The sequence below is a fragment of the Robertmurraya kyonggiensis genome (genome assembly GCF_005116465.1).
Classification (GTDB): domain Bacteria; phylum Bacillota; class Bacilli; order Bacillales; family Cytobacillaceae; genus Robertmurraya; species Robertmurraya kyonggiensis.
In genome coordinates this window covers 1461652-1487547 of record NZ_SWBM01000001.1, presented here as the reverse complement: position 1 = coordinate 1487547, position 25896 = coordinate 1461652, and the positions used below count along the sequence as shown (strand labels likewise).

At 37.1% G+C, this 25896-nt stretch carries 33 protein-coding genes and 1 pseudogene; 14 read left to right on the top strand and 20 right to left on the bottom strand.

Going from position 1 to position 25896, the window contains the following annotated elements:
- Window positions 1–111: 111 nt before the first annotated feature.
- The gene (sda, locus tag FA727_RS07510; RefSeq protein ID WP_136830286.1) at window positions 112–243 is read right to left on the bottom strand and encodes a sporulation histidine kinase inhibitor Sda; all 132 of its coding nucleotides are present in this window, start codon (window positions 241–243) and stop codon (window positions 112–114) included.
- A gap of 158 nt (window positions 244–401) precedes the next feature.
- Between sda and FA727_RS07505 the strand changes: the two genes are divergently transcribed.
- From FA727_RS07505 to crcB, 4 genes are all read left to right on the top strand, one after another.
- Window positions 402–1256 (top strand): gamma-glutamylcyclotransferase family protein, encoded by an 855-nt coding sequence (locus FA727_RS07505; RefSeq protein WP_136830285.1) that lies wholly within the window; start codon window positions 402–404, stop codon window positions 1254–1256.
- A 333-nt stretch (window positions 1257–1589) separates the two neighbouring features.
- Window positions 1590–1796 (top strand): DUF6501 family protein, encoded by a 207-nt coding sequence (locus FA727_RS07495; RefSeq protein ID WP_136830283.1) that lies wholly within the window; start codon window positions 1590–1592, stop codon window positions 1794–1796.
- A 101-nt stretch (window positions 1797–1897) separates the two neighbouring features.
- Complete coding sequence (locus FA727_RS07490; RefSeq protein WP_281280862.1) at window positions 1898–2284, top strand: fluoride efflux transporter FluC; 387 nt, start codon at window positions 1898–1900, stop codon at window positions 2282–2284.
- A complete protein-coding gene (crcB, locus tag FA727_RS07485) occupies window positions 2281–2637 on the top strand; it encodes a fluoride efflux transporter CrcB (protein WP_136830281.1) in 357 nt (118 codons plus the stop codon). Before FA727_RS07490 ends, crcB begins: the two co-directional genes overlap by 4 nt.
- 32 nt (window positions 2638–2669) lie before the next feature.
- On the opposite strand, the gene yidC is transcribed toward crcB, so the two are convergent.
- The 3 genes from yidC to FA727_RS07475 form a co-directional block, all read right to left on the bottom strand.
- Window positions 2670–3437, bottom strand: coding sequence for a membrane protein insertase YidC (gene yidC / locus FA727_RS07480; RefSeq protein ID WP_136830280.1), 768 nt, complete (start codon window positions 3435–3437; stop codon window positions 2670–2672).
- A gap of 27 nt (window positions 3438–3464) precedes the next feature.
- Window positions 3465–3674: a hypothetical protein gene (locus tag FA727_RS24545; protein WP_206663831.1), complete on the bottom strand. Its 210-nt coding sequence runs from the start codon at window positions 3672–3674 to the stop codon at window positions 3465–3467.
- 217 nt (window positions 3675–3891) lie between these two features.
- Window positions 3892–4464, bottom strand: a complete 573-nt coding sequence (locus FA727_RS07475; protein ID WP_136830279.1) for a biotin transporter BioY — start codon at window positions 4462–4464, stop codon at window positions 3892–3894.
- A gap of 17 nt (window positions 4465–4481) precedes the next feature.
- On the opposite strand from FA727_RS07475, the gene FA727_RS07470 reads away from it, so the two are divergent.
- Genes FA727_RS07470 through nadE form a run of 3 tightly spaced genes read left to right on the top strand, consistent with a single transcriptional unit; the run spans window position 4482 to window position 7954 of the window.
- Window positions 4482–5606, top strand: a complete 1125-nt coding sequence (locus FA727_RS07470; protein ID WP_206663830.1) for a cysteine hydrolase family protein — start codon at window positions 4482–4484, stop codon at window positions 5604–5606.
- A gap of 32 nt (window positions 5607–5638) precedes the next feature.
- Window positions 5639–7108 (top strand): nicotinate phosphoribosyltransferase, encoded by a 1470-nt coding sequence (locus FA727_RS07465; protein WP_136830277.1) that lies wholly within the window; start codon window positions 5639–5641, stop codon window positions 7106–7108.
- Window positions 7109–7132: 24 nt separating this feature from the next.
- Window positions 7133–7954, top strand: a complete 822-nt coding sequence (nadE, locus tag FA727_RS07460; RefSeq protein ID WP_136830276.1) for an NAD(+) synthase — start codon at window positions 7133–7135, stop codon at window positions 7952–7954.
- A gap of 353 nt (window positions 7955–8307) precedes the next feature.
- On the opposite strand, the gene FA727_RS07455 is transcribed toward nadE, so the two are convergent.
- The 5 genes from FA727_RS07455 to FA727_RS07435 all read right to left on the bottom strand — a co-directional run bounded on the left by FA727_RS07455 (window position 8308) and on the right by FA727_RS07435 (window position 13674).
- The gene (locus FA727_RS07455) at window positions 8308–8589 is read right to left on the bottom strand and encodes a hypothetical protein (RefSeq protein WP_136830275.1); all 282 of its coding nucleotides are present in this window, start codon (window positions 8587–8589) and stop codon (window positions 8308–8310) included.
- A gap of 151 nt (window positions 8590–8740) precedes the next feature.
- Window positions 8741–9805, bottom strand: a complete 1065-nt coding sequence (locus FA727_RS07450) for a hypothetical protein (protein ID WP_136830274.1) — start codon at window positions 9803–9805, stop codon at window positions 8741–8743.
- A gap of 54 nt (window positions 9806–9859) precedes the next feature.
- Entirely contained in the window at window positions 9860–10609 is a 750-nt protein-coding gene (gene pflA / locus FA727_RS07445) for a pyruvate formate-lyase-activating protein (protein ID WP_136830273.1), read from the bottom strand.
- A gap of 140 nt (window positions 10610–10749) precedes the next feature.
- Window positions 10750–12975 (bottom strand): formate C-acetyltransferase, encoded by a 2226-nt coding sequence (gene pflB, locus FA727_RS07440; protein WP_136830272.1) that lies wholly within the window; start codon window positions 12973–12975, stop codon window positions 10750–10752.
- Between the two features lie 252 nt (window positions 12976–13227).
- Entirely contained in the window at window positions 13228–13674 is a 447-nt protein-coding gene (locus FA727_RS07435) for a cupredoxin domain-containing protein (RefSeq protein ID WP_136830271.1), read from the bottom strand.
- A 351-nt stretch (window positions 13675–14025) separates the two neighbouring features.
- Here FA727_RS07435 and FA727_RS07430 point away from each other — a divergent pair.
- Window positions 14026–14452, top strand: a pseudogene (locus FA727_RS07430) (YciI family protein).
- A 100-nt stretch (window positions 14453–14552) separates the two neighbouring features.
- Here the strand turns inward: FA727_RS07430 and FA727_RS07425 are convergent.
- The 8 genes from FA727_RS07425 to FA727_RS07390 form a co-directional block, all read right to left on the bottom strand.
- A complete protein-coding gene (locus FA727_RS07425; protein WP_136830270.1) occupies window positions 14553–14852 on the bottom strand; it encodes a spore coat protein in 300 nt (99 codons plus the stop codon).
- A gap of 18 nt (window positions 14853–14870) precedes the next feature.
- A complete protein-coding gene (locus FA727_RS07420) occupies window positions 14871–15065 on the bottom strand; it encodes a hypothetical protein (RefSeq protein ID WP_136830269.1) in 195 nt (64 codons plus the stop codon).
- Between the two features lie 16 nt (window positions 15066–15081).
- A complete protein-coding gene (locus FA727_RS07415) occupies window positions 15082–16218 on the bottom strand; it encodes a zinc-dependent alcohol dehydrogenase (RefSeq protein ID WP_136830268.1) in 1137 nt (378 codons plus the stop codon).
- 18 nt (window positions 16219–16236) lie between these two features.
- Window positions 16237–16605, bottom strand: coding sequence for a spore coat protein (locus tag FA727_RS07410; RefSeq protein WP_136830267.1), 369 nt, complete (start codon window positions 16603–16605; stop codon window positions 16237–16239).
- A gap of 16 nt (window positions 16606–16621) precedes the next feature.
- On the bottom strand, window positions 16622–16867 hold the full coding sequence (locus FA727_RS07405; protein ID WP_136830266.1) for a spore gernimation protein GerQ: 246 nt from the start codon (window positions 16865–16867) through the stop codon (window positions 16622–16624).
- 603 nt (window positions 16868–17470) lie between these two features.
- Entirely contained in the window at window positions 17471–18460 is a 990-nt protein-coding gene (locus tag FA727_RS07400; protein ID WP_136830265.1) for a DUF3231 family protein, read from the bottom strand.
- Window positions 18461–18551: 91 nt separating this feature from the next.
- Window positions 18552–18734 (bottom strand): hypothetical protein, encoded by a 183-nt coding sequence (locus FA727_RS07395; protein ID WP_136830264.1) that lies wholly within the window; start codon window positions 18732–18734, stop codon window positions 18552–18554.
- A gap of 146 nt (window positions 18735–18880) precedes the next feature.
- Entirely contained in the window at window positions 18881–19123 is a 243-nt protein-coding gene (locus FA727_RS07390) for a YkuS family protein (RefSeq protein WP_136830263.1), read from the bottom strand.
- A gap of 107 nt (window positions 19124–19230) precedes the next feature.
- Between FA727_RS07390 and FA727_RS07385 the strand changes: the two genes are divergently transcribed.
- Window positions 19231–19362, top strand: coding sequence for a YuzL family protein (locus tag FA727_RS07385; protein ID WP_136830262.1), 132 nt, complete (start codon window positions 19231–19233; stop codon window positions 19360–19362).
- Between the two features lie 226 nt (window positions 19363–19588).
- Here the strand turns inward: FA727_RS07385 and FA727_RS07380 are convergent, their stop codons facing one another.
- Complete coding sequence (locus FA727_RS07380; RefSeq protein WP_136830261.1) at window positions 19589–21205, bottom strand: ABC-F family ATP-binding cassette domain-containing protein; 1617 nt, start codon at window positions 21203–21205, stop codon at window positions 19589–19591.
- 153 nt (window positions 21206–21358) lie between these two features.
- Here FA727_RS07380 and FA727_RS07375 point away from each other — a divergent pair, with 153 nt between their 5' ends.
- Window positions 21359–23731 (top strand): penicillin acylase family protein, encoded by a 2373-nt coding sequence (locus tag FA727_RS07375; RefSeq protein WP_136830260.1) that lies wholly within the window; start codon window positions 21359–21361, stop codon window positions 23729–23731.
- A gap of 241 nt (window positions 23732–23972) precedes the next feature.
- On the opposite strand, the gene FA727_RS07370 is transcribed toward FA727_RS07375, so the two are convergent.
- Complete coding sequence (locus tag FA727_RS07370; protein ID WP_136830259.1) at window positions 23973–24575, bottom strand: SCO family protein; 603 nt, start codon at window positions 24573–24575, stop codon at window positions 23973–23975.
- A 202-nt stretch (window positions 24576–24777) separates the two neighbouring features.
- On the opposite strand from FA727_RS07370, the gene FA727_RS07365 reads away from it, so the two are divergent.
- From FA727_RS07365 to FA727_RS07350, 4 genes are all read left to right on the top strand, one after another.
- On the top strand, window positions 24778–24885 hold the full coding sequence (locus FA727_RS07365; protein WP_126409858.1) for a YjcZ family sporulation protein: 108 nt from the start codon (window positions 24778–24780) through the stop codon (window positions 24883–24885).
- A gap of 72 nt (window positions 24886–24957) precedes the next feature.
- Window positions 24958–25080 carry a YjcZ family sporulation protein gene (locus FA727_RS07360; RefSeq protein WP_136830258.1) on the top strand — a complete coding sequence of 41 codons (123 nt, stop codon included), beginning with the start codon at window positions 24958–24960 and terminating at the stop codon, window positions 25078–25080.
- 152 nt (window positions 25081–25232) lie between these two features.
- On the top strand, window positions 25233–25400 hold the full coding sequence (locus FA727_RS07355; protein ID WP_136830257.1) for a YozQ family protein: 168 nt from the start codon (window positions 25233–25235) through the stop codon (window positions 25398–25400).
- Between the two features lie 12 nt (window positions 25401–25412).
- Window positions 25413–25601: a cold-inducible protein YdjO-related protein gene (locus FA727_RS07350; protein ID WP_136830256.1), complete on the top strand. Its 189-nt coding sequence runs from the start codon at window positions 25413–25415 to the stop codon at window positions 25599–25601.
- A 47-nt stretch (window positions 25602–25648) separates the two neighbouring features.
- On the opposite strand, the gene FA727_RS07345 is transcribed toward FA727_RS07350, so the two are convergent.
- A complete protein-coding gene (locus tag FA727_RS07345) occupies window positions 25649–25831 on the bottom strand; it encodes a hypothetical protein (RefSeq protein WP_136830255.1) in 183 nt (60 codons plus the stop codon).
- Window positions 25832–25896 lie beyond the last annotated feature (65 nt).

Here is a 25896-nt window from a genome sequence, read left to right as displayed (position 1 = left end):
GCTTTTTCTACGTTAAAATCGGTAGTAGTATTTTAACATTAGTCCTTAGGGGAAAAAATCGAATAGCAAAAAGAGAACCACCGTTTTTTACAAACGGTGGTTTTTTTAATCTTAGTTTTTGAACGGTTTTAGCCCGCGTCTTCTGATTTCATTCATTAAAATTCTTGCCCATTCCTTATCCTTCCCCGACTTCAATGCATCACGATACGAGACAATTAACATTTCGTTACTCATAATCTTCATAGTGCATACCTCCTGGTAAAGGATTGTTAAAACTATGTTAATTCATTGTAAAGGATTTTCAGCATGTTGAAAACCACTTTCACCAAATTTTCAGAAAAAAGTTTTTTCTTTTGTTGGATATAAGGTAAAATAGGAATATCTTGGCTGGGGGGAAGAACATGAAAGTATTTGTGTACGGTACATTAAGAAAACATGGAAGATATCATCATTTATTAAATGGGAGCCCTTGTTTAGCTGAACAGGCGTGGACCTTTGGTGAGTTATTTGATACTGGCCGCGGATATCCGGTGATGAAAAGCTCTGCTCAACAAAAAGTATATGGAGAAATCTATGAAATTGATAATGCAACTCTACTAAAGTTAGATATACTAGAAGACTATGAGGAAGGCAGAGACGATAATGAGTACGATAGAATAACTACTGATGTATTTACCGATAGCGGTACACATAAGTGCTTTGTTTATATAGAAAATAAGATTGGACTTGGAAAAGTCACGATCCCACATGGAGATTGGAAACTACATCATCTAATGGAGACTAAACCAAGTTCAACCTATTATTTTGCTTACGGATCTTGTATGGACACAGAGAGATTTTCTATAGCAAATGTTGAACATTATTTTGAAAATGTGGTAGGGGCTAGTCTATTAAATGGATATTCAATGAAATATCTATTTGCTGTTGAGGATGGAGGCAGGGCCGATATTATTGAAGTTGGTGGGACAACAGAAGGAATATTATATGAAATTCCGTATGAGGGAGTCGAATATTTATTTAGGAGAGAAGGGTTTTACGGTGGGTGGTATCGCCCAACCTTTGTAGATGTGACCGTCAATAATCAATTATTTATGGATGTTTTAACTTTCCATGTCTATGAGAAACAGAGAGAACAAGCTCCACCAGCCCATTATGCAAAGGAAATATTAAGAGGGTCTAAAGGTAGAGTAAGCACAGAATATTTTCAGAAACTCGTAGCTGAATTAGCTAGACTTGGATGCATTGTAGAATTTTAAGAAATACTTTCTAAGAAAAATGTTTCAAACAAGCAACTGAAGTGGTAAATGAAATTAACCCCTTTTAGAAAGAAGGTTAGTTTCATGAAGCTATTTGTTGAAAATGGCTATTATGAAGTAATGTACAAAAATAAATGTTATCCATTTTTGGAATTTATCCGAATAGATACGATATGTGAGCGTACTTATGTAACCTTAAAAAATATCATAACCGGTGAAATCTTCACATTTGAGGTGGAGAAAGTAACAAGAATCCGAAAAAAACTTTTGTTGCGTGACTTCAAACTATTTCACTATAATAGGGATTAGATACACATTGAAGGAGCTGTCATAATGAAACATTTAACATGGAACGATACAGAAACGATTAAAACGGTAAAGTGTGTGCATACAAATGCTGAAAAATATATTGTCAACAATGCTTTAACTGTTGGTAAAATGTATGAAGTAAAAAATGAGACTGAGGAATTTTACTTTATCGTTGACAATAGCGGAAAAGTTGGCGGATTTTACAAGGATTATTTTGAAGCTGCTGAGTAAGACTTTGACAAGCAATATCACTAGACAAACGTGGAACTGTATACACAGTTCCTTTTGTATTTCAGCAACAGGTCTGGAGATTACATTTCTAATAAGAGTTGGTGTTTGAATTGAAGGTATATTTGTATGTGGGATTAGGAGGAGCGGTGGGTAGCTTGTTGCGTTATGTGGTGGCGCTTGCTTCTTTGCAGCTATTCGGTACTGGCTTTCCGGTTGGAACGATTTTCGTTAACTTAATTGGAGCATATATACTCGGTTGGTTGACAGCAAAAGTCATTCATCCTCATATGAGAGCAGCAATAGGAACTGGTTTAATAGGCTCTTTCACAACATTATCAACGTTAAGTGTTGATGTTGTTACTCTCATACATAGTGGGACATTATTAATTGCCACTTTCTACATCTTCATAAGTCTAATTGGTGGCTTACTTTTTGCAGCCTTTGGTTTTAGAATGGGAGAGCAAAGGGAAGTAGGTGAAGAAAAATGACATCATGGTTTTTAGTAGCAATAGGTGGTTTCTTTGGCGCTATAAGCAGATTTTATGTTGGGAATGTAGCGAAAAAAAGATTTGCTACCGATTTTCCAACTGGTACAATTGCAGTAAACCTACTCGGTTCTTTTCTACTTGGTTACTTATTTGCAGCACCATTTGAAAAAGGGATCTACACCTTTTTTGGAGTGGGATTTTTAGGAGCATTTACGACATTTTCAACAATGAGTGTGGAAGCCATTCAATTGCTATTTGCAAAAAAGTTTTCTATTTCAATCATCTACTTGGCGCTTACTTATATTTTAGGCATTCTTCTAGCCTTTTTAGGATATTTTATCGGTTACAAATAAGGACCTGCTAATCATAAGCAGGTCCATTTTTACTATTCATTAGTTGTTGCTTGAGCTTTAGGCGTTTTATAAAGTACCCTACCTAACCAAGTTTGGAAAATCAAAAAGATTCCTCCAACCGTCCAATATAATGGTAGAGCTGCTGGGGCGCTAAATGAGACAAAAACAATCATAACAGGTGATAATAAGCCCATTATTTTCATTTGTCCTTGTTGCTCTTTAGGAATGTTGGACATCGTTACTCTGAATTGTAAAAAGTATACGATTCCGGCAATTGCAGTTAGGATGATATCGGGTTGACCAAGGCTAAACCAGAGAAATGAATGGCTAGCAATTTCAGCTGAACTTCTAATTGCATAATAAAATCCCATTAAAATCGGCATCTGGATGAGCATTGGCAAGCATCCCATGGATAATGGATTGACCCCATGCTTTTTATAGAGACCGAACATTTCTTGCTGAAGCTTTTGTTGTTCTTGTTGGTCCTTTGTAGCCTTAATCTTTTTTTGAATCACTTCAAGTTCAGGCTTAAGAACTTCCATTTTCACTTTCATTTCTTGTTGATTCTTTGATTGTTTTAACATCAAAGGCATAAGAAGAAGACGGATGATTAACGTGATAATAATGATGGCTAATCCATAATTTCCATGAAAAAGATCAGCGATAAAATGAATAGCACTTGCAAAAGGGTTTACCAAAAATGTGTTAAAAAAGCCTGTGTTATTTCCGTTTTGAGCAGAACAAGCAGATAGAAAAATAGTTCCCAAGATAACAATAAAAAGCTTTAATTTGTGTTTCATTAATCGATTTCCTCCAATTGTGTAAGTTTAGTATTGTAGGTTATGGAGAAAATCGATAGAATCCTCATCGTTACTCGAGCTTATTTTTTTCCTTATATATCTTAAAATCCATGTAATGATATTGTTAAAAGATTGTTTCGCTGTTTTATAATAATGACCTGATACAAAGAAACATTTATCTTCAAATGTTTGACTTGAAGTTGTAAATTGATACTCAATATTCCAGATCCAGATCATTCTGATCAGAATGAGAAATAGACCACCGTACACTGAGTATATTGTAGATAAACTCGTTATATCTAATTCAGGGTCAAACATAAATTCACCTCTTATTTAGCACATCTTACAGTATAAGAGCAATAGTGCATAAAATCAATACTAGTATATACGTCCGAAAAGGGAAAAAGATTCATATAAAAAGAGCTGTCACGTGGATGACAACTCTTTTAAATTCTTAAGCTGATTGTTTTATATCATTTGAAATAAGTAATTTAGCAGATAACAACCTTTTTCTTACGATAATACCAATCCAAGAAGCAAGAATTGCTTTGATTGTGCCAACAACAAGAAATGGAGTAAAACCACTTGCGAGAGCAGACACCCATGATAAATCAGTTGCAATTTTTAACCAAACGGTTCCGAATGCTAAAGTAATCAACATTCCGATAATATTAGCAATAATTGCGTTTTTAAAAGTGAATCCTAATTTTTCCAAAAATAATCCGATGATAAAGGTTGCTGGAATAAAACCGATTAGAAACCCACCAGTTGGACCGACTAGTACAGATAGCCCTGCAGAAAACTCTGCAAAAACAGGAACGCCAATTGAGCCAATTGCGATATATAGTAAAACGGAAAGAGTGCCATAACGGGCTCCTAAAATTGTGGCAGCAAGACCGATCGCCAATGTTTGACCTGTAATCGGTACGAGAGGAAGTGGAATGGTCAATTGAGCCATAACGCCAATAATCGCTGCAAACAAAGCTGTGATAATCATTGATCTAAGCTTGATTTGTTCCTTACTCATACATTTGCTCCTTTCATATGTTAACCAATATGTATTTTAAGTTTACAATTAAAACTATAAAGATAACTGAAAAATATGTCAATCTGTTTTTTGAAAAATCTCAGGCCCTACAACGTGCTTCACCTTGTGGTATTATAATAGGCAATGGGGAAAATGTAGCAAATACCCTTCCAAAAATGTTAATATTTCTTATTATAGAAAGGTTGACCAATCAATATAGGGGGGAGAAAACAATGTTAAATACTAATTATAAGGAAATTGTAGATTTAACAGCAGTTGGAGGACAAAATCCCAAAAAGTTAAACGATATTTTAAGATTAGCAGCATCAGAAAAGATTGCACCTTCAAGTAGGGATGAAGAAAAAGTATTATTTGTTGGCATTGATTTTCAGAACGATTTTATGGAAAACGGTGAACTAGCAGTACCAAACTCTCATAAAGATATCGAAAATACAACAAAGTTTCTTTATCAAAACTTCGATAAGATTACATCTATTGCGGTCTCACTTGATACCCATGCACCACATCAAATTTTTCACCCCAGCTGGTGGGTTGATAACGAAGGGAATCATCCAAATCCTTACACAATAATCACTGAAGAAGACATCATTCATGGAAAATGGATGTCTGTTGAGAACCAAAAGGAAAGTTTAGAATATGTACAGCAGTTAGAAAACCAGGGAAGAATGAAATTATGTATCTGGCCGTTACATTGTATTGAAGGTACAAATGGCGCGGCATTAGAAGGTCAATTTTCTAATATGATTCATTTCCATTCAATAGCAAGAAAATCTCCGATTCATAAAATTGTTAAAGGAAAAGCTCCTTTAAGTGAAATGTACGGAATTATCAAGCCTGAATATGATAAGAACAGTTATGTGAATTCGGAATTTCTTGAGTTGTTAAAAGGATATGATAAAATTCTTGTTGCAGGGGAAGCAAAGTCACATTGTGTGCTTGAATCTCTGCGTCAAATTTTAGAACATTATCAAGACGATGTTCATTTAACTTCAAGGATTTATGTACTAGCGGATTGCATGAGTTCAATCCCTGGATTTGAAGAAAATGCTGAAAATACACTACACGATTTTATAAACAAATACCATATAAATATCGTTCATTCTAATGAATTGACGATTTAATAATAGTTATAACTTGAAAGAAGGAAATATATATGATTAATCAATACCCAGATGATAGCTTAACTTTACATACTGATTTATATCAAATTAACATGGCTGAGACATATTGGGAGGATGGCATCCATAATCGAAAAGCTGTGTTTGAAGTATATTTTCGGAAGCTACCATTTGGAAATGGTTATGCCATTTTTGCAGGACTGGAGCGAATCATTGAATATATTCAGAAATTCCGTTTCACAGAAACGGATATTGACTATTTGAGAAATGAAGTCGGTTATAAAGAGGATTTTATCGAATACTTAAAGACTTTACGTTTTACTGGAAATATTCGCTCAGTAGTTGAAGGCGAGCTTGTTTTTGGAAACGAACCATTGATCAGGGTTGAGGCACCTTTGGCGGAAGCTCAATTAGTGGAAACAGCGCTCCTTAACATTGTGAATTACCAAACATTAATTGCCACGAAAGCCTCTCGTATTAAGCATGTTGTTGGCGATGAAGTGGTGATGGAATTTGGTACAAGAAGAGCACAGGAGCTTGACGCGGCAATCTGGGGAACACGAGCTGCTTTTATTGGTGGATGTAGTTCTACTTCCAATGTTCGAGCAGGAAAAAAATTCGGCATTCCTGTAGCAGGTACACATGCCCATTCTTTAATCCAAGCCTATAAAGATGAGTACACAGCCTTTCATAAATATGCGCGTCGACATAAAGATTGTGTGTTTTTAGTTGATACGTATGACACAATAAAATCCGGTGTACCGAATGCGATTAAAGTAGCTAACGAACTAGGAGATAAAATCAACTTTGTTGGAATTCGCTTGGATAGTGGAGATTTGGCGTATCTTTCTAAAAAAGCTCGCAAAATGTTGGATGAGGCCGGTTATCCGAATACGAAAATCGTTGCGTCCAATGATTTAGACGAATATACAATCATCAATTTAAAGGCACAAGGTGCGAAAATTGATACTTGGGGAATCGGTACGAAGCTGATTACCGCTTTTGATCAAGCAGCATTAGGCGCTGTCTATAAACTCGTATCCATTGAAGATGAAAATGGAGGCATGCAAGATACAATTAAAATTAGCGGTAATCCGGAAAAGGTTTCAACACCTGGCTTAAAGAGAGTGTATCGCATTATTAATCAAATCAATCATAAATCAGAAGGGGACTATATTGCGCTTGAAGATGAGCATCCTCAAGCAGAGTCACCTCTAAAAATGTTCCATCCAGTGCATACGTATGTGAGTAAATTTGTCACAGATTTTGAAGCGAAGGAATTGCATCATGACATATTTAAGGATGGAAAACTTGTGTATGATTCTCCATCCATTTGGGATATGCAAAAATACGCAGTAGAGAATTTAGACTTACTTTGGGAAGAGTACAAACGTACTCTAAATCCAGAGGAGTATCCAGTTGATTTAAGTCAGAAGTGCTGGGATAACAAAATCAAAAACATCCAAGAAGTTAAAGACAAGCTCAAAAAGGATACGACAGTATAAATAAATGAAGGAGGGCGTCTCGTTATGAATTTACAGCAGCAAATTATGAAGGATTTATCTGTGAATCCAGATATTAATCCAAAAGAAGAGATAAGAAAGCGGGTTGACTTCTTAAAGTCATATCTAAAGAAAACAAAAGCAAATGGGTATGTTCTCGGAATTAGTGGTGGTCAAGATTCTTCATTAGCAGGAAGATTAGCTCAGCTTGCGGTAGAAGAGCTTCGTGCAGAAGATTACGAGGCTACCTTTGTAGCAGTTCGACTTCCTTATGGCGTTCAAAAGGATGAAGAGGACGCACAAAGAGCGTTACGTTTTATCAAACCGGATAAGTCATATACGTTTAATGTAAAAGAAGCGGTTGATGCGGTAAAGACAGAGTATGACCAAAGCATCCCGGGAGAGGCACTAAGAGACTATCACAAAGGAAATGTGAAAGCTCGGATGAGAATGATTGCTCAATATGCTATTGGCGGTCAGGAAAATTTACTTGTCATTGGGACGGATCATGCAGCTGAGGCTGTGACTGGTTTTTTCACAAAGTATGGCGATGGGGGAGCAGATATTCTGCCACTAACAGGATTGTCTAAGCGTCAAGGAAAAGCGTTATTACAAGAGTTAAATGCAGAGAAAGCCATCTATTTGAAGGTTCCAACGGCTGACCTGCTCGATCATACTCCTGGACAAGCTGATGAAACAGAGCTGGGCATTACATACGATCAGCTTGATGATTATTTAGAGGGTAAGGAAGTACCTGCTGATGTGGCAGATAAAATCGAAAAACGCTATTTAGTAACCATGCATAAGAGACAACTACCAGCAACGATGTTTGATGAATGGTGGAAATAGTTTTAATTTCCCTTGTGTGAACTTTAGAGAATTTAAAGTCAACAAATAAAAGAGCTGGAATTCCTGCTCTTTTATTTGTCAGCTCAGTTATTGTTCATTTTTGTTTTTTTGTTTTTTGGTGTACCCACTTAACCGGAGAAATTCCGTTTATTTAAATAAAATAATGGTTTTTAGGTGAAATAGGCGGAGATTTTCCGCTAAATGACCTAAAAAACCTTAAAATCATGAAAAATGTATAGCTAAGCCGGAAAAATTCCGCTTAATTATAGAGAAATAGGTGAATTACTTGATTTAACCGGTATTTTCCGCCTATTTTTCAATGTAAGAAATTCAACGTCTACCATTAACAGGGCTTATTTGTTAGGTGAAATATTTTCCAATGTTTGGGCATTTTCTTTATCTAAAAGTCCATAACTTTCTTTCGTGTTGTTGCTAATTATTATCGCGGTTTGATTACTTTGAATAAACCAGATTTGGTATTTGAATAATCTTTCAGGCATATTCTCATCCAACTCAAAAAAAAGAGTTGCCTTAACATCCTCTTTTCTGGCCATCTTAGGTTCCACATTTGGTTCCCGCTCAATTTGTTTAAATATTTTTCTTAAAGCATCTATCGTTTTTTCATCAGTAATCATAATAGAATCCTCATAGCTTCCGTCTGTTTTAACGATTTCAATGTCAACTCTAGTAAGTTGATTAAAATGCTTTTACAGCCCATTAGAAGTAAGCCGGAAAAAATGCAGATAAATAGAAAGAAATACTTGATTTTTAGCAAAAAACTAACTCCTACGTATTAAGTTCCAATTTATTCTGCAAAGCACGGTAAAATGTTTGAGAATCGTCCACGTTAAAAATGATTCTATCAACTTCTCGCGTTATCCCAAAGATTAAATGCACTTTTTCTTTATCCTTTAGAATGATTTCAAACATCGGTTTTTCTTGAATAAAATCAATGACCCTTGCGTCATGGGTATTTTTTTGATCTGTACGAGAAAGTTTTTCTGGACCATCGTAATGTTTGAATTCTTTGATCTGATTCAATGTTATTTCCATACTAGAAGTGATTCCCACTTGTAAATAGAGCATTTTTTCAGTAAGCAAAAAGGGTGTTAATCGTATAGCCTGAATTTCTGCAAAACTAAAAAGAACTGCATAGATGTTAAATAATAAGAGAATAAATGCGATGATTCCGTTCCATTCATGTAGGAGATAATGTAAACCAACACTTTCAAGGACTGTTGCGTGAATAATCATGATGTAAACAGCTAATACACTGGTCTTCTTATGATAAGTAAAAGTTTGTCCAGATGAAATTCTTATTTTCCTTTTCCAAGAAAATAAGGAGTAATAAAACATCGATACATCAGAAAGTAAAACATAGACCATTCGCTTATTTGGAAAATACTCTTCTAGGCATTTTCTTAAGTTTAATAGAAAATAGCTATTCTTCTGGTCAATGTTTTTAAAATTTTTGAGAAGTTTCGGGAGTATTTTCACAACTGTATAGATAAGATAAAGCTCTAATAGAGCTAATGCACCTTCTGAAACTGCAATGATGTAAGGGAGGAATGAGTATGATTCTAAGTGGTGATTAGGGATGATTAAGTATGCTAAGCCATATCCAGCTAAAAAAACTAACCCCATGTATTTCAATGAGTATTTCTTCCGAATGATAAGGAAGTAAGTGATAATAGGGAGGACAATTAAGAAATCAAAGATAGAACCTAATACAGCAGAGGTGGAAAGTGGTTGCATGGACTCAAGATTGTACAATAGATAATTTGTTAATATGATTAGGGTTATGAGAAATAGGTATATAGAAACACGATTTTTCTTAATATTTAAAACCAAATTGAACACCTCCTGTATTACCATTATATAACAAAAAAATCCAACTGCATTCTATTAGCAGCTGGATTTTTTGATAAGTTTTTCTGTAAGCAATTGTTGGGCAAAAGCAGTTTTTTCTTCACTTGGTGGTTGGATATCCTTTAGTGGATATTCCATCCCTAAGGCTTCCCATTTATAAACACCAAGCTGATGGTAGGGGAGAACCTCTACTTTTTGTACGTTACTCAATGTGCCGATAAAGGCTCCTAAATTTCTCAAATCCTCTTCATCATCAGTAACAGTAGGTACTAAAACGTGACGGACCCAGATAGGAACATTGTTATCAGATAAATAACGAGCGAATTCTAGTATATGGTCGTTTGCCATACCAGTTAGCTTTTTATGTTTTTTACGATCGATATGCTTTAAATCGAGCAAAATTAAATCAGTATAGTTCAAGAGCTCTTCTAAATTTTTCTGAAACTGTTCAGCGTGTGAAAAGCATCCACCAGATGAGTCGATTGTTGTATGAATGCCAAGCTTTTTACACTCTTTAAACAGTTCAATTAGAAAAGGGAGTTGTAATAATGGCTCTCCACCAGATACAGTAATTCCTCCACCAGACGCCTCAATGAAAGGAAGATAGGATTTTAAATCATCAATGATATCGGAAACAGACATTTGTTTGCCAATCCCAATTTCCCAAGTATCTGCGTTATGGCAAAACTGACAGCGAAGCAGGCACCCTTGTGTAAATAAACAATAGCGAATACCAGGGCCATCTACTGTTCCAAATGTTTCGATTGAATGAATGTTTCCGTTCATGTTGATTATCTCCTTTCATAATAAGGGGGTGGGAGAGGGTACAAAATAGGATTTTGACCCTCTCATTTTAATAAAAGATAGGAAAGTATTAAATTCGACTTTGAGAATTGTCCAACTCCAGGCGCCTTGCGCTTTTCTTATTATAGTGAACCGTGGAAGGTTCTGTTAATAACGTCTAGTTGCTGTTCTCTTGTTAGTTTAATAAAGTTTACTGCGTAACCAGAAACACGAATTGTTAATTGCGGATACTCTTCTGGATGCTCCATCGCGTCAAGCAATGTTTCGCGATTAAAGACGTTCACATTCAAGTGGTGACCTTGCTTCACAGCATATCCGTCTAAAATACTTACTAAGTTTTGAACACGGTTTTCTTCTTCTCTTCCTAAAGCTTTTGGCACGATAGAGAAGGTATTAGAAATTCCGTCCATTGCAGAGCTGTATGGTAATTTTGCAACAGATGAAAGGGAAGCGAGTGTACCCTTAGTATCACGGCCATGCATTGGGTTCGCACCTGGTGCAAATGGTTCTCCGGCACGGCGGCCATCTGGTGTATTTCCTGTTTTCTTACCGTACACAACATTTGATGTAATTGTTAAGATGGACATTGTATGAACAGAGTCACGATATGTTGCATGTTTGCGTAATTTTTTCATGAATGACTCTACTAGTTCAACAGCGATGCTATCTACGCGATCGTCGTTGTTCCCGTATTTAGGGAAGTCGCCTTCGATTTCAAAATCTACGGCAATGCCATTTTCGTCGCGAATTGGTTTTACCTTAGCATATTTAATTGCACTTAATGAATCGGCTACAACGCTTAAGCCAGCAATTCCTGTTGCCATCGTACGAAGAATCTTCGTATCATGAAGCGCCATTTCAATGCTTTCATAGCTATATTTGTCATGCATGTAATGGATAATATTTAAAGTGTTGATGTAAAGGCCAGCTAGCCATTCCATTGTTTTATCAAACTTCGCCATAACTTCTTCATAGTCAAGAACTTCGGAAGTAATCGGGCTGTATTCAGGTCCAACTTGAACTTTTTTCATTTCATCTTTGTTCCCGTTGATTGCATAAAGTAGGGCTTTCGCTAAGTTAGCGCGAGCTCCGAAGAATTGCATTTGCTTTCCGATTTCCATAGCAGATACACAGCAAGCAATACCGTAGTCGTCCCCGTATTCAGGTCTCATAATTTCATCGTTTTCATATTGAATGGCACTCGTTTCAATTGAAACCTTCGCACAGAATTTCTTAAAGTTCTCAGGAAGCTGTGTAGACCATAACACGGTTAAGTTTGGCTCAGGAGCTGGTCCTAAGTTGCTTAATGTGTGTAAGAAACGGAAAGAGTTCTTTGTAACAAGAGCGCGTCCGTCATTTGCCATACCACCAATTGATTCTGTCACCCATGTTGGGTCACCGCTATAAAGTGCATTGTATTCAGACGTACGAGAGAATTTCACTAAACGAAGCTTCATAACAAAGTGGTCGACAATTTCTTGTACTTCCTGTTCTGTTAATACGCCATTTTGTAAATCTCTTTCAATGTAAATGTCAAGGAAAGTTGAAACTCTACCTAAACTCATTGCTGCACCGTTTTGTTGCTTCACGGCAGCTAAGTAAGCAAAGTATAACCATTGGAAAGCTTCGATTGTGTTGGTAGCTGGCTTAGAAATATCAAAGCCATAGCTTGCTGCCATTACCTTAAGTTCTTTTAAGGCGCGATATTGTTCACTAAGTTCCTCGCGTAGGCGAATCACATCTTCTGTCATAACAGAAGAAGTAGCAGCAAAATCTTTTTGTTTTTCTTGCATTAAGAAGTCAACACCGTATAACGCAACTCGACGATAGTCACCAATAATACGACCGCGACCGTATGCATCTGGAAGACCAGTGATGATACCAACACTTCTTGCTTTTCTCATTTCTTCTGTATACGCATCGAAAACACCTTGGTTATGCGTTTTACGGTAATCAGTAAAAGTATTTTCAACATCTCTATTTAGTTCAAAACCATATTCAGCTAAAGATTGTTTTGCCATTCTAACTCCACCAAAAGGCTGAAGAGAGCGCTTGAATGGTTTATCTGTTTGGAAACCAACGACTTTTTCAAGGTCTTTATTTAGATAACCTGGTCCGTGAGATATGATTGTAGACACGATTTCTGTATCCATGTCAAGAACGCCACCATTTTCACGCTCTTGCTTTGTTAATTCCATGACTTGGTTCCATAATTTTGTGGTTGCTTCAGTAGGTCCTTGTAAAAAAGTATCTGCTCCTTCATATGGAGAGAAGTTTCTTAAAATAAAATCGCGGACATTAATTTCTTTCTGCCAAACTCCTTTAGTAAAACCCTTCCATTGTTCCATCATGAACACCTCATTATAGTAATTAGTTTGTATAACAGTTAATACAACTTAACTATATTCAAAGTATAACAGATAATATGTGAAATACATCACATAATTTGTGAACGTATTATGAACGTTGAATTGAAAGGGATTTGATTCAAAGAGGCGAAAAACGAGAGGTGAAATCTGTACTATAACTGTTTATAAAAAGGTTAACTATCATAATAATAGTCCAATTCAAATTGAATTGGACCTTGAAAAAAGCATTAACTAATCAACAATAATATTAGCGATCATTGGACCGCTGTTATCCATGTCTGAATGAGTTAAGCAGACAAGTCTGTAAACTCCTTCTTCGGATAGTTGGAGCTCAACGGTTGTATCTTTTCCTTTTGTAACAGTCCCTTTAATATCTGTTCCTTCAATAATAAAGGGATGTTCATGTCCATTGACACCATATAAGTGTAAGAGTACTTTTTCATCTTTTCCGACAAAGATTGTGCCAGGGTCCCAGCGATAAGCTTCAATCTCTTTTCCACCCTCAGTTGTTGTTTTAAATTCAGTTGTGACGAGATGGATCTCACGAATTTTTTCTTCTTGCCCAATCGTTGCGACTGATCCATCCATAGCAAACAGCCAAAAAGAGCTAACAGCAATAGTAGCAATAATTAGACCGATGAATAGAATAGACCGCCTTTTTAATACGATAAAATGCATTTCTGTTGCACCTCCTAAAGTTTCCACTACTACTATATGCTTGTCTCTAACAAGAACTTGTCTACAATTTTTATTTTTTGAAGGCTATTTTCGTAAGTATTGTGGCTAATGGCATTAAAAGGGGTTTATTTACTATTTTATGGTTAGATTAATTTAAAAATTTGTTGCAGTTTTGCTGAAGAATGAACCTTCAAGTTCTTCCAGATAATTCACACAGACGGTTGCGTTGTTTCTGGAAGGATTAACCGCCTATTTTGTTGAACTTGTTATTGGACGAAGCAGAAAAGTTGAAGAAGAAATAAAAGGGGATTTGTCTCTAAAAAAGAAGGACGGAAATTTTTATGCCTATTTATGGTGAATATCAAAGCCTCAAAGAATTCGGAAGCCGGTAAGCTCCTGAGCTCTGACCTCATTAAAGCCATGATGAAGTACAGTGAGGAATTAGTTAAGGCAGGCGTGCGTGCGTGAGGGTTGCGACTAAAGGACTTCATCCAAGTTCAAATGGGATTCGTCTTTCGTATTTGAAACCAGGGGAAAAGCCCGTGGTTTGGTAGGACCCATTTATGGAATCGAAAGAATTGATTACTGGGTTCATTCTAATTGATGTGCAGTCGAGGAAAGACGCCATCGAGTGGACCATGCGTATGCCGGATCCGTAAGGACATCGGGAAGGTCAGATTGAATTGCGTCAAGAATTTGAGTGCCGGAGCTGACCGAGACTTCGGAAATGTTGGCCAAGGAAGGGGAAGTACGCGAGAAATCTGAGAAGGAAAGGTGATTTTGACACCCTGTATTACCTCAATTTTCTTCCCAAAAAAACTCAAAATGGTTTAATAGGAACAGTTTATTTGTTGGTGTTAAACTGTTCCTGTGAATTTTTATAACGTCGGTAAGTTCAATGCTGTATTGATATTATTTAAATCTAAACTGATCTGTTCGTTTGTATCCCATGCATGGTACCATCCTTTTTCCACCATATATGCGGATATTTGTTCATGCATATCAAGAGCTTCCACTAAATGGCGGGTGAGCATTTCTTTAATTTCCGGTGTTCCTGATTCTGTTACTGCCATGGCATAATTTCTAACTCCACTTTTAGCTGAAATCAGTAGGTCCATTGCAACGACTTGATCCGAAAGTCCGTCCATGCCAGTTAAAGTTTCTATGATTGGATTCATGTTCATTCATCTCCTAATTTACTGCTTAGCGTTGGAAAGGATAGAAGCATATTCTTGTAATTGTCTCGTAGTTACATCAATGTCTTGCTGCATAATATCTTTTAATAGCTGATCTGTAACTAACGCTTTCATCGTTTTGGACTTAGTTAAACATGTGGTCTTAAATGCAGTCATCTCATGGACCTCAAGAACTTCATGTAAGGCGTAGTTCATTTTGATACCTCCTTCCTTAAGGTTTCAACACGACTTTTATACATTCATCCATTTTTGTGTCAAAAATCTCATAGCCACGCTTTGCTTCACTAAGTGGAAGTACATGACTCACGACATCTCCTGGATCAATTTTTCCTGTCGAAACTAATTCAAACATATATGGCATATAGTGGATGACAGGTGCTTGACCGGAGCGGATATTGATATTTCGCTGCATAATATCTCCAAGAGGGAAACCATTATATCTGCCGCCGTAAACGCCAGTAACTTGAATTGTCCCGCCTTTACGCACTGCTTGTGAAGCCATGATAAACGCACTTAATGCCCCGCCTTGAAGCTTCATTCCGCTCGCGAGGAATTCTAAATCTGTCATTTTACCGTCCATACCTACAGCGTCAATGACAACATCTGCACCGCCTTTGGTAATTTCTTTAAGGTAATTTCCTACATTCTCATGGTCCTCAAAGTTAACAATTTCTACTTTGTTGGTGCGCTTGGCGTGCTGCAGGCGATAATTGACATAATCAACGGCAATGACTCGCTTTGCTCCTTTTAGCCAACAGAATTTTTGAGCAAAAAGACCAACCGGACCACAGCCAAGAACAATAACTGTATCTCCATCCTTTACGCCTGCATTGTCAACACTCCAAAAACCAGTAGTCATCGCATCGGCAATAACTGCTAATTTTTCATCTGGTTCTTCACAAGTCTCTGGAATTTTGAAATGAGTAAAGTTGGCAAACGGCACTCTTAAATATTCAGCTTGCCCACCTGGATAGCCACCCGTCGAACCAGAATATCCGAAATAGGCACCCATATCACCATTATCATTAGAATTATCACATTGGCTTTCCAAATTGTTTTTACAGTAAGAACATTCACCGCAGGCTATATTAAAAGGAATAATGACACGATCTCCCTTTTTTAGCTTCGTCACACCTGGACCAACTTCTTCCACGATTCCCATTGGTTCATGTCCAATAACATAGTTTTCTTGCAGGTTAGGAATCATGCCATGAATCAAATGTAAATCAGACCCACATATAGCTGTACTCGTTACTTTAATAATCATGTCATCTGGTTTTTCAATCTTTGGATCTGGGACTTCTTTGACTACAACATTTTTAATACCTTGATACGTTACTGCCTTCATTGGTTACAGCCTCCAGTGTTAGTGTTCATCAGGTGTCCGGTCAAACATACCTTTTCTATTGGTCTCAACAGGAAATAGATTCATTTTGCCAATCATCAATGTATTGTTGGCAGAGAGTTGGTCTAATTGATATTGTTCACTTAGTTCGTATATATGTAACCATTTTTTACTAATCATTAGTTCTGTAATTTCTCGGTGCATGGCAATCCCTTGCATTAACTGGTTACGTAAGAGGGTTCTAACATCAGGTGAAGCGGACTCCGTTAATGCGACAGCAATGTTGCGGACACCTTCTTTGGCACGAAGAAGTAAATCCATCGCAAATGTGGTATCTGCTAGCTCTGGTACGTGTAGCGAGTTTATAGGGTCTAAATAGTCATGGTTCAATGAATTTGCCTCCCTTTCAATTTATTATTGGTGTTGGACGGTTTTGAGGAACAGGAGCTTCAAAAGGTGCACGTTGATATAGTGCCTGTAATTCTCTTAGCGCTTGTATTGATTGTTCAACATCTTTTTGCATTAATGCTCTTAAATCATGATCAAATACCAGTCCTTGCATTAGTTTTGATTTCGCTAAGCAAAGGGTTTTAAAATTTATCACTTCGTGTAGATCCAATGATTCATGGTCGGCTAATTTTTGAATGTCCATTTTTGGTTCACTCCTTTTTTACTAAATATAAAATACAAAAGTATTGTTCCAAAATATACGATGAACCATTCTTTAAAAGTTTTTTAAGAATAGTGTATTTACCTGGAGAGACGGCGTTTTCATTAAATTAGACGTTAGTAAATCTATTGGAAAATAAAACAAAAATGATGCTTTCTTCAAATTAGTCCTAGTTTGATGTTAGCAGCTTCTTATCTTGAATAATATTTAGACATTGGTATTTTAATCGTCCATTTTTTAGGTGAAAATGGGCACCCTTTATATTCTCATCAAGATAATATTAATGAATGAGTAGGATTTATCCTTTAAAAGCAATTTCTATTCTTGGGATCCTGCCGACAAAACACGTATATTATATGCTAAGACATTTTTGGGGAGGAAAAGCCACTAATTTTTCTAAGGTAAGTAGAAAATTCAATGGCCTTTTTCGTTTTGAGTGTTTTTTTTGGTGCTTATTATCAAAAAAATAGATGAAAATATAATTAAGAGAAGAAATTGTGAAAATATACTTAAAGTACTGGTCAGTTTTCTGAAGAACAGTAAAAAACCCAACCTAATTTAGGCTGGATTCTTCCGAAAACTTTATTAATTGGATAATTCCCTACGATCGACCGAATGCGGGGGTTCCTCGAACCATTCATTAGCAATCATGATTTCCGCACAGTCTTCCGAGAGTTTGACATCATTTTTAATGGCAGAAGCATACTTGAGTCCTAGATCGCGCCGCATTGAACCAGACAAAGCAGTTCCATAATATGCCATGGCAGATTGAATAAGAAACGCACAATGGAAAGTCATCAATTTATCGGAAAAAGGTGCGGTTTCGGAATCGGTGATATGGGTATCCCAGGAAATCGATGAACTGATAAAGTCCTCTTGCAGGATGGAATGGAAAATCGAAATATGCTCTTCTACCTGTTCCACCACCCGTAGGAAAAATGTTCGAATTTCGTTGGACTTGGCAGTTTGGCTAAAACCTAAGATTAAATCTTTTGCGAGCGTACTCTTCTGTAAATTAAAATAAAGAGTGCTGATTTCAATAACGTTCAAGGGTCGATGGTCCCCGAACCAACCGGCAAGAAAACTTGGTTTTTTAGCAAATTCCACTTTTTCTGGCAAGGGGGTGGTAGGAACACGATCCGATAGTCCCTTAGATTTTAACATGTCTAAGGTCGAATCATATATTTCAGAAGCTCCTTTGAATGCTTCTAAATAAAATCTTCGTACGTCCAGCCTGTGAGTTGCCGTCATTCCTAGAGAATAAGCAGTTAATCCATGGATAGTCATTCCATGAAGATAAAACAGCCAAAATTCATCAGAAAATAAGCGTGGAGCATCAAGATGGACATCTTTCTCCGTAAATCCATGTGGAATCGGAAACTGTTCTTTTTGAAAAATCTCAGTAATAATTTGAATGAAATGATTGGACAGTTGTAGTGCTTTTTCGAAAATGGAATGGATATCGGAATCCATAATGGTTTTTAAAGCATAGGAATTGACGCAACGTGCCATCGTGTTGTTGAGATAGGGGGTCCAGAGATTCGAAACATCCAGGTCTATGATTTTTTTATCCAATGATATTCCTCCAAAATAAATTTCTAAAGCTAAGCCATGATAATAATCAATTTATTGTCCTTTATAAGTAATTATTTTACACCCCTTTACTTTATTGACAGAATTTATTGTACACAAGTATGTGAAGTAATATTCTTAAACGATCGGGTGCAAGAAAGCTGGCAGCTGCCGAGATCGTAAGTGTGACATTCTGTTCCTCTATCTCTTTAGTTGCATCAGCACAACCAACAAGGAGAATGAACAAGAGGGGAAAGAGTAAGCCTATGTATTTCAATGAATAAAGCCTCCAGATAAGCCGACTAAAAATTATTATCTAAGGAATTATAACGAATAATCCTGAAAAGGGAGGGCCATTCAATCCATTCCGTTCACCAGCGAAAATAAAAAGAAGACTAATGAGCTTTAGTCTTCTTAGTTTGATTATCGTAAATTTTGTTCAACTTTTTGGCAAACCTCGTCGGCAGATAAACCATTTGCTTCGATCACTGGACCGGCAATAATCGTATCGTTCATACCCATTACATTTGAATCAATTCCTGTGACAACACAGCAATCACAGCCACGTGCATCTGATTCTTGACTTAATTGAACAACGTCATGCCCTTTTTGCCGAAGGGCTTCTTGAACATTTGTTAAGGAATCCTCAACGCCAATTTTCGCCATCTTCACACCTCCTCCAAACGATAGAATGTGTTTTCTTAAGCGAAATTATTCCAATTGCATAAAAAGGGAGGGTTCTTGACAAGGTAAATTTATGGAGGTGTAGTACAATGTCAAAACGGAAGAAAGATCCTTCAAAGGTTGGCCTAAGTTCTCCAGAAGTGCAAGGGCAGGGGACAACGAATCAGGAAATCGATGGAAAAAGTGTTTCATCGGCTAGGAAAAGCACAAAAAAACCATGATACAAAAAATGAGAGTCTCCATCATGGAAACTCTCATTTTATATTTACAGTTTAAGAAAGCATGTTTAGACTTTGAAAATTGTCTAGCTCCAGCGCCTAGCCCCTCCTGAAAAATAAAGAACATTTTTCATTAGTCACTTCACCCCAGAATATGAGGTCAAAGTACGGACCTCATTCTGGGGCTCCAGTGCTTGTCGGGGCTGACCAGGGCGCTTGTGCTTTTCTTTTAATACATACTAGCTACTTGTTTTTGTAATTCAGCGTTCTCTAGATACTCATCATATGTCATTTGCTTATCAACTAAACCGCTTGGAGTAAGTTCCATAATGCGATTTGCAATCGTTTGGATGAACTGATGGTCATGAGATGCAAAAATCATTGAGCCTTTAAAGTTGATTAAGCCATTGTTCAGTGCAGTAATAGATTCAAGATCTAAGTGGTTCGTTGGTTCATCTAAAAGAAGGACGTTTGATCCGCTCAGCATCATTTTTGATAGCATGCAACGAACCTTTTCTCCTCCTGATAGAACGCTAGCTTTCTTTAATACCTCTTCACCTGAGAAGAGCATTCTTCCTAAAAATCCTCGTAAAAAGCTTTCACTTTGATCATTAGGAGAGAATTGACGTAACCAATCGACAAGAGTTAGATCACTGTTCTCAAAGTACTGTGAGTTATCCTTAGGGAAATAGGCTTGAGAAGTTGTTACACCCCATTTGAAAGTACCACTATCGGGCTCCATTTCACCCGTCAATATCTTAAACAGGGTTGTTTTCGCAAGTTCGTTTGCACCAACAAGAGCAATTTTATCGTCTTTGTTCATGACAAAACTGATATTATCAAGTACTTTAACGCCGTCAATTGTTTTTGTTAATCCTTCAACACGAAGAAGGTCATTTCCAATCTCACGTTCTGGTGTAAAACCAACATAAGGGTATTTACGAGAAGATGGTCGAATATCATCTAATTCAATTTTATCAAGCAATTTTTTACGTGAAGTTGCTTGTTTCGATTTTGAAGCATTGGCACTAAATCGCGCGATAAAAGCCTGTAGTTCTTTAATTTTCTCTTCTTTTTTCTTATTTTGATCTTGAGCCATTCTTGAAGCTAATTGGCTAGATTCATACCAGAAGTCATAGTTCCCAACATAGATTTGAATTTTTCCAAAGTCTAAATCGGCAATATGTGTACAAACCTTATTCAAGAAGTAACGGTCATGGGATACTACGATGACTGTGTTTTCAAAGTTGATTAGGAATTCTTCAAGCCATTGAATTGCTTTAATATCAAGGTGGTTCGTCGGCTCATCTAGTAGTAATACGTCAGGTTTTCCGAATAGAGCTTGCGCAAGTAAAACCTTCACTTTTTCTCCACCGGATAAATCCGCCATTTTCTTTGTGTGAAGTTCCTCTTCAACACCAAGACCTTTTAAAAGGATTGCAGCTTCAGATTCAGCTTCCCAACCGTTAAGCTCAGCGAATTCACCTTCAAGCTCAGCAGCTTTCATGCCGTCTTCATCGGTAAAATCAGCCTTCATGTAAATAGCGTCTTTTTCTTGCATTACTTGGTAAAGACGAGCATGTCCCATGATAACTACTTTAAGAACTTCTTCTTCTTCGAATTCAAAGTGATTCTGTTTTAAAACGGCTAAACGCTCTCCAGGACCTAAATGTACAGAACCTGATTGAGATTCGATTTCACCAGAGATTATTTTTAAAAAAGTTGATTTTCCAGCACCGTTTGCACCAATTAGGCCATAACAGTTCCCTGGAGTAAACTTAATATTTACATCTTCAAAAAGTTTACGATCACCATAGCGCAAACTTACGTCAGTTACAGTTAACATTTACTACCTCCAAATTTGAACAATATCTCACATTATAACATTTTCACGATAGCAAAGGGAAACTTTTTCCCCAAATAGGATGGTGAAAATAAAGGAATTTCTCTATAAATCAAGAATTATGTAGGAGGTAGTAGGAAAAAAGGGGGGAAGAGAATGGAGGCAACACTTCCAATACAGAAACAAAGGGGTAAACGATGGAAAAAGATTGTTGGCTGGACAGCGGGGAGTCTGGTCGTTCTGATAGTAGCGATTGTAATCGGTTTGTACGCTTATATCACACGTTCTCATCCGCAAATAGAAGGGGAAATCCAACTAACAGGATTACAAGAAACTGTTCAAGTGGTAAGAGATGAGAATGGAGTACCTCATATCACTGCAAAGAACGAAGAGGACTTATATTTAGCGCAAGGGTATATCCAAGCTCAAGACCGCTTATTCCAGATGGATCTAAGCCGGAGACAAGCTTCTGGTCGGTTAAGTGAGGTTGTAGGAGAAGCGGCGTTAGAAAACGACAAGTATTTTATAACATTAGGACTTAGAAGAGCGGCTGAAAGCTCATATGATGAGTATTCAGATACAGCCAAAAACGTCCTCGACAAGTTTGCAGAAGGGGTCAATCTTTATATAAAAGAGCTTCAAGAGAGCAATAAGTGGCCAATCGAATTTACCTTGTTAGGTTATGAACCTGAACTATGGACACCGGTTGACTCACTTACAATTGGAAAGTATATGGCATTCGACTTAGGCGGCCATTGGGAAGATCAAGCTTTTCGTTACTATTTATTACAAAGCTTCCCTGAGGAAAAAGCGTATGATTTATTTCCATCCTATCCAGAGGATGCACCCTATATTATTAGTAAAGACGAGTTAGATATTGAAAAAAGCTTTGCATCTGCAGTCATCCCACATGAATTTAACGGGAGTAATAACTGGGTTGTAAGTGGGGAAAAAACGGCATCAGGCAAACCAATTTTAGCAGATGACCCACATTTATCACTTGCTACTCCATCTATATGGTATCAGATGCAATTACAAGCGCCATCTGTAAATGTAAGCGGAGTCATTTTTGCCGGGATTCCTGGAATCATTCTTGGACACAACGAGCATGTGGCATGGGGGGTAACAAATACGGGTCCAGACGTGCAGGATTTATATATTGAAAAAAGAAATCCTGATAATGAATATGAATTTCTTTTTAATGACAATTGGGAAGAAGCATCTGTAGTCAAAGAGGAAATTAAAGTAAAGGATCAGGAATCAGTTGACTACGAAATTGTTATTACACGTCATGGACCAGTCATATCTGAATTTGCTGGCGAAGGCGGAAAAGACACGGTACTATCCCTGCAGTGGACTGCATTGGAACCATCGAGTGAACTCGAAGCAGTGCTGAATATGAATAAAGCGGAGAACTGGGACCAATTCGAGAAGGCATTAGAAGGATTCCATACGCCAGCACAGAACTTTGTTTTTGCTTCAACGGATGGAACGATTGCCTACAAGGCTAATGGGAAAATTCCAATTCGCAAAAAAGGGGATGGATTATTACCAGTACCGGGCTGGACTGATGAGTACGAATGGGTTGATTATATTCCATTTGACGAACTTCCGAGAGTGGTCAATCCAAAGGAAGGCTTTATCTCAACGGCCAATAATAAAGTCATTAGTGATGATTATCCGTATCATATTAGTCATGATTGGGCACAGCCTTTTAGACAAATGCGAATTCAAGAATTTATTTCGGCCAAAAACAATATTACGGTAGATGATATGATGGCCCTGCAAATGGATAAGATGAACTTACAGGCTAGAGAATTTGTTCCTTCATTTGTGGAACAGTTAAAGGATTCCGATGACGAAGAGGTGAAGGAGGCCCTCTCCATTCTAAATAAATGGGATTTTGTTGATGAAGCTGACCAAGCCGCACCAATGATCTTCAATTTATGGACAAGAGAGATTCAGGAGCTTCTGTTCGAAGAGGAAATTCCAGCTGAAACTTTAGAATTATTTGGCGGAAAACGTCAGGCAATTGATGAGCTTTTAAGAAAAGCAATAGCAGGGAATCCCGGTCCTTGGATTGAAGAACATGGGGGATTAACGACTGTTTTAGAAGATTCACTTGTCCGAGTATTAACTGAATTAGAAGATTCCTATGGTTCCAATATGGAGAAGTGGGAATGGGGAGATTATCACCAAGTTTATTTCGCTCATCCACTTTCGAGTGTGAGTCCATTAAATCTATTATTTAATAGTGGTGGGAAAGTTCCTGTCGGAGGAAGTCCGGTGACGGTACAGGCTGCTGCATTCAAAGATGATGGAACCGTGAACCATGGTGCTTCATGGAGATTTGTCGTTGATACGGATGACATTCAGACTGGTTACCATCTTGTCGGCCCTGGTCAATCAGGAAATGTCCTAAGTAAATGGTATCATAATCAGCTAGAAAGCTGGGTCGATGGAACGTACCATACAACCAGTATAGAAGACTATAAAGGAAAAACATTGGAACTTACTCCGAAAAAATAAAAATATTTTTCATTTTTTCATAGTTTATTCATATTTGTCAGTTACAATAGAAACATCTAGAATGGTAAAGGAGTTTTGAGAATGGATAAGAAGAAGCTAGTCGAACTTGTCGATCGATTAAAAAAGTCCGGGATTAAAGCGAGTATTACCAAACCAAGATCGAAAACTATCATGATTCTCAAACAACAAACGGCACAATGAATTAAGGAAGCGGTGAATTTCAAATCACCGCTTCCTTTTTTTAGTCAATTTTCTTCAATATTTTATCAAACATCGCTTCTCTATCGAATTCCTCACCCATAGGGTATTTCTTGATATATTGGTTGTTTTCATCTAACAGGTAGATATAAGTCGAGTGAACGAAGAAGCCATCACCTGGATCTCGATATTGGAATTGGAAGGTACCGGCAAGTTCTTCGATTTCTTTCAAGTCCTCTTTAATGTTCTTTTGGTCACCTGTAAGGAAAAGCCAATTACCGTCATCTTCAATCTCGAAATTCTTCATATATTCCTGCAACTTTTCAGGCGTATCTCGATAAGGATCAATCGTAATGGTTAGAAATTGTATCTTGTCTCCAAAGACACCAGCTTCTTGTAAATCCTTTTTAAGCATATTCATTTTTAAAGTTGTAGTAGGACAGATATCAGGGCAATTTGTATAAATAAATTCGACAACTTTTAATTTCTGATCCGATTCAGAAAATTTATAAGGCTCATTATGCACTGTGACTAAATCAATCGTATTTGGAATGGTTGAAGTTTGGTCACGGATGATGAAAAATGAAATACCCGCTGCAATCGCGAGTGCTACGATAACACCACAAATAATATATATTCTCTTCATTTTGTACCCTCCCATAATAAAGATAAGAAATAAGTGAGGAAAATACTATGGATATATTGTGAACTTATTTTTAGAAATAGTTTGTCCTTTCCATTTTTTTATGTGGTTTTTTAAATTCTTTTAAGTCGTTAGTGAAGAAGCCCATTCGGGACAACTTGCCCTTTCATAATATAGGTGTAGATGTTATAGGAGGTGGATTTTAATGAGCGCAGGAGCTGGAATTGGATATGGCGGCGGATTTGCATTACTCGTAGTATTGTTCATCCTTCTTATTATTGTAGGTGCGTCCTACATTGGTGGATGGTATTAATCACGGAGAAGGCCTCCAAATAATAAGATAAAAAGAGAGAATTCTTCAACACTTTAGGAAGGAAGTGGAGTAATGGGTTACGGTTACGGTAGTTGCGGCTACGCTTATCCAACGGGAGAATATGGTCAGGGCGGTTTTGTATTAATTGTCGTTCTATTCATTCTCTTAATCATTGTCGGAGCAGCTTGGTTGTAATTTAATTATTTATAGAAAAACCTGCGTTTTGCGCGGGTTTTTCCAATTTCAAGAGGTAAAAACTGAGAAAAGATCCGGATCTATGAATGAATATCCTTTAGTTAGTGAAAGCTAACTTTGTTACCACTATATTTTTTGAAAGGGGCATACATATGAAAGACAATAAATCTGAAGATAGTTCAAAGCTAGCAAACCGCCATTATTCTCCTGATGATTACAATAAAAATGATCAAGTTTCCTCTGGCTTAGCTACTACACATGAACAAGTTAATGATTCTTATGTAGAGGGAGAAATTGAATCAAACGATACTAACAAATAGGGGGCGGTTGCAATTTTTTTTAATAGAAAAGCGGCAGAAGAAAAACCAGAAGATATTCTCATGGATACGGAAGTATATGCATGTATGGATGATGGCTGTAATGGCTGGATGAGGAAGGATTTCGCAAGTAACGATTTGAAATGCCCTTTATGTGGAAATGAGACATCGATGGAGGTACGTGAGCTCCCTAAGATCAATTAAGAATAAAGGGCCAAACTCATAAGATTCGTGAGAAGTGGCCCTTTATTTTATAGATTTTCCCTTTGTTGACCAATTTCACCTTCGGCGATAATGGTATTTGCTGTTTCAAGACTTTCATGCTCGTTAACAGAATCACCAGGGTAATTTTTTTGATTAGGTGCTCGTCCATCCGTGTTAATCGTCATCCCTTTTTTTTTGGGTGCATGTGTTAAGTACTCATCATTATTCATTTCGCTCACCTCATATTAAAAGGGTTTACCCATGGACTAAAACTTATTCAAAAAAAGAAAACTCT